The sequence below is a fragment of the Neisseria sp. HMSC03D10 genome, assembly GCF_001807625.1.
Taxonomy (GTDB): domain Bacteria; phylum Pseudomonadota; class Gammaproteobacteria; order Burkholderiales; family Neisseriaceae; genus Neisseria; species Neisseria mucosa.
Genome location: NZ_KV789597.1, coordinates 1 through 3,635 on the forward strand (window position 1 = coordinate 1; position 3,635 = coordinate 3,635).

The 3,635-nt window shown below is 52.2% G+C and carries 3 protein-coding genes and 3 tRNA genes; 1 reads left to right on the plus strand and 5 read right to left on the minus strand.

The genetic code is table 11. From position 1 onward, the window contains the following. The first annotated feature begins 121 nt into the window (after positions 1 to 121). Positions 122 to 346, plus strand: coding sequence for a hypothetical protein (locus tag HMPREF3066_RS12960; protein ID WP_141743213.1), 225 nt, complete (start codon positions 122 to 124; stop codon positions 344 to 346). Here HMPREF3066_RS12960 and HMPREF3066_RS12545 read toward each other — a convergent pair. From HMPREF3066_RS12545 to HMPREF3066_RS13210, 5 genes are all read right to left on the minus strand, one after another. Then, the gene (locus tag HMPREF3066_RS12545; RefSeq protein WP_083286445.1) at positions 331 to 2,316 is read right to left on the minus strand and encodes a slipin family protein; all 1,986 of its coding nucleotides are present in this window, start codon (positions 2,314 to 2,316) and stop codon (positions 331 to 333) included. The genes HMPREF3066_RS12960 and HMPREF3066_RS12545 overlap by 16 nt on opposite strands. A gap of 238 nt (positions 2,317 to 2,554) precedes the next feature. Next, complete coding sequence (locus tag HMPREF3066_RS10075) at positions 2,555 to 2,740, minus strand: hypothetical protein (RefSeq protein WP_070442654.1); 186 nt, start codon at positions 2,738 to 2,740, stop codon at positions 2,555 to 2,557. A gap of 45 nt (positions 2,741 to 2,785) precedes the next feature. Further along, a tRNA-Met gene (locus tag HMPREF3066_RS10080) sits at positions 2,786 to 2,861 on the minus strand. Positions 2,862 to 2,866: 5 nt separating this feature from the next. Then, positions 2,867 to 2,936, minus strand: a tRNA-Glu gene (locus HMPREF3066_RS10085). An 8-nt stretch (positions 2,937 to 2,944) separates the two neighbouring features. Then, a tRNA-Leu gene (locus HMPREF3066_RS13210) sits at positions 2,945 to 3,016 on the minus strand. Between the last annotated feature and the right edge of the window lie 619 nt (positions 3,017 to 3,635).

The following is a 3,635-nucleotide window of genomic DNA, read 5'->3' on the forward strand; positions in this document are numbered from 1 at the left end:
TCCCTAAGCTACTCAACGGTTGTTTGCCTTGGGTGTGTACGGATGGCGGCCGGGCGGTTTGTTGCTATGATACGGGAGTTCCGATATACAAGGGGGTGTGCCTTTGGCAAGCGCGCGTTGTTTGAAATTTTGTACCCGCGGTGGCTACGCGACACACTCTGCCTACGACTATACGAACTTTGAAACCAATGCGGAGGGGGGGGGACTGCGGTACGCACGCGGCGGTTTGTCTATCTTCTTCCCCAAGCTCAAAAAAGCAGCCTGCACTTCCAAATCTCTAAAGTGCGGGCTGCTTTTGTACCGTGCGGCGTGTTCAGACGGCCAAAAATCCTATTTCGGCTGCTGAATATTAATCAAGCCTTTCAACACGCCGTCCAATCCGCCGTACACGGAAATCTTGTCGATTTTCTCGGTAACTTTTTCCAATGTTTCCAATTCTTTCAGACGCAGGGCGGTCGGGTTTTCCTCCATCACGCGCGCGGTGTTCAGCAACGAACGTGTGGCGGCGGTTTCCTCGCGGCGGCGGATGTTGTTGGCTTGGGCGGATTTTTCGGCTTCCACTACGCGCGTTAAGATGCTGCGGATTTCGCCCGGCAGGATAATGTCTTTCACGCCTGCGCTGTCGATTTCCGCGCCCTGCGGCACTTTGGCGCGGATGAGCGCGGTCAGCTCCGTATCCAAGCCCTGTTTGTCCGCCAACAGTGTGTCCATACTTTTACTGCCGATGAGCGCGCGGATGGCAAACTGCAATTCGCGGTAGAGATATTCTTCGGGCGATTGATGCTGAGCAAACCATTTGGGCGCGTCCGTAATCCGGTAGTTGCACACCACATTGGCGCGTACGGTAACCTTATCTTCAGTCAGCAGCTCCTGCCCCGATACTTCGCAAGTCTGCAAACGCAAATCCGCCACTTGGCTGCCGACCGTCTGGTTTACCAGCCAATAGTGGTAACGACCCTGAGTCAGGGGCGGTTGCTGCACGTTGTCGATATAGACCAATCCCTGATGGTGTTCGGGTACGTTTACCGTATGCACTGCATTTTTGAACACAGGATGGCCGCCGAAATTAATGTTCTGCAACTGCTTCACTATATCCGCATCGATTGCCAAACCTTGTGATAAATCAATACGTTGGATTTCATACGGCTGCGCCGCTTCGCGCCAGAACCACGCCGCTTCTTTGGGGCGGATCAGGTTTTGCAGCTTGCCGTTTTGCGACCACAGCAGCAATTCGTTTTCACCGGCTTCCACGCGCTGCCAATGCGCCGCTGCGAGTTCGGGATTTTGCGCCGCCCATTGCGCCAGTTGCGCCGTGTTTTCGTAAACGGGTATGCCTGTATCGGCAAACAGGGCTTTATGTTCCTCGCCCAACAGCAGCACATAATCGCCTTCGCCCAGCACGCGCATCAGGCGGTTGCGCTCGGTAATTAGCAGGCGTTCGTTGGCTTTAACGGTATATTTTTGCAGGGGTTTGTCCAACGTGGCGTGCGCCAGCAAAGCAGCCTGCACATTTTCGGGCAGCCAGTATTCGGTTTTCGGCTGCGTGTGCGTTTCGATTTCTCCATTTTCCGGCAGCCAAAACGCTGCGTGTTCGCCGCTTGCCACAACCTTTGCGCCAAAATCCTGATGCCACGCCAACGTGTTTTGCCCCACAGGGCTTTCCAGCACCAGCCATTGCGGATTTTCAGGCTGCTCTTTCGCCCATTTCTGCGCGTCTTCCCATTGATGATACATTGCGTTAGCAGTGTGTTGCCGTTCGATTTCGATTTCGTTATTTTTCGCTCTCGCCTTGCTTTGCAGCAGATACCGCCCTTCGCCCAGCACGCGCTGCAAACGCCCGTTGATGCGGATAAGCAGGCGTTCGTGTTGCTCCACGACAAATTTCTCGCAGTTTGACGGCACTTGGTTGCGCAACAGCAGCGTTTCTTGCACGTTTTCAGGCAGCCAGTATTCGTTGTGCGCCAATGTGAGCGTATTCAATTCGCCTTTTTCAGGACGGAAAAACGCCCAATAGTCCGTAGTGTCGGTCATGGTAAACACGGGCATTTCATCGTGCCATACCAGTGTATTGTGTCCGGCAGGGTTATGGACAATTTGCAGGAATTTTTCCGCCTTTTTGCGTTCCGAAACGATTTTCAACAAACTGCCGATGCCGTTCCACTGCACATGCAGCACGGTCGCGTCCTGTTTGTGTGTTTCAATTTCCTTGCCCCAATGCCAAATGGTGTGTTTCCCCGCATTGAGAACGGTGTGCAGGCTGCCGTCCAGCAGAACGATAAGGCGTTCGGTGGGTTTGACGACGAAATTTTTGAACATGACGTTTCCTTTTTAAAATGGATTGGGCTTGGGCATTTCCGTTGCCCCAAATCCCGTTTCAGGCCGCCTGAAAACGGCAACCCAAAGAAATAGGGGCAACCTGCCGCTGCCGCTTGTGCAACAGCCAAAGGCGGCGGACCCGTGTGTGCATCGGGGAGCATGAAAGCAGCGCAGGGCTTAAGTTTCACATCTTGCCTAAACCGTTTTGCCGTGCGCCGGTAACATGCCCGCCTTTGCGTCAGCCGGGCCGCAAGCCTTGCCCGTTGTCCTTGCGGTGTGGTAGCGGATAGGTTTCAGACGACCCCAATGGTGCAGGCTGCCTGAAACGCCGTCCGACGCCGCACCGCGCAGAAAGCGGCAGCAGCAGGTTGCGGTACTGCGTTTTTGGTTTTTGAGACCAATAAATGTCGGTTTTACAAACCATTTTTCTATCGTGAAAGGATAGTGTCGGATAAAGCCCCGACAGGCTTGGTTTTGAATACAGGAATCGAACCTGTTACATAAGGATTATGAGTCCTTTGCTCTACCCAATGAGCTAATTCAAATGCTTGTGTTGCGGGAATCGAACCCGCTACCGTCAGAATGAAATTCTGATGCTCTACCGTGTGAGCTAAACACTTCCATCAGCGATGTGTTATGGGATTTGAACCCATGTTTGCGGACCCTATGCCCGCCGTCTTTCCCACTAGACGAAACACGCTTTTGCCTTTGGTTTTCTGCTTTCCGCCACTTTCGTAGCGCAGGATACGGAATCGGCACGCCGCCCGCACAGTTCTGCCTGCCGTTAAACACGCAGAGCCGCCGCTAATCGCTTTGAAAAGCATGGACGGATTGTATTAAAAAGGCAGCCTGAAAACAAATATTGATTTTGCAGTTTGAATTTTCAGACAACCTTGGATGTCGTCTGAAAATTGACGGTCTCAAGTCAAGTATAGATACGGTTTACTTATCAATCTAAAAGCCACCTGTTTTTGGTTGTTTGAGCTTGTTAGAGGAGACAATACCCACGTTACTTTTCTTATCGCCAATAACGAATTTTATAGGATTGGAAATTATGCTTTTGTTTTATTTAACAGCAAGCGTAGCCTGCATCCACCCCAACCGCGTGCGTGGCTACGCCACACACTCTACCTGCGGGCAGCACAGACTTTAAAACCGACGTGCAGGGTGTGTGCAGTACGCACGCACGCGTTGTTTGCCGTTCAAACCATTGTTTCAAACTTTCAGACGATCTCAAAAGTCGTTTGAAAACCCTAGCATAAAGGTCGTCTGAAAACCAATTTGGCGGGTTTGAACTGGCCCCCAAATCTTGGACACTC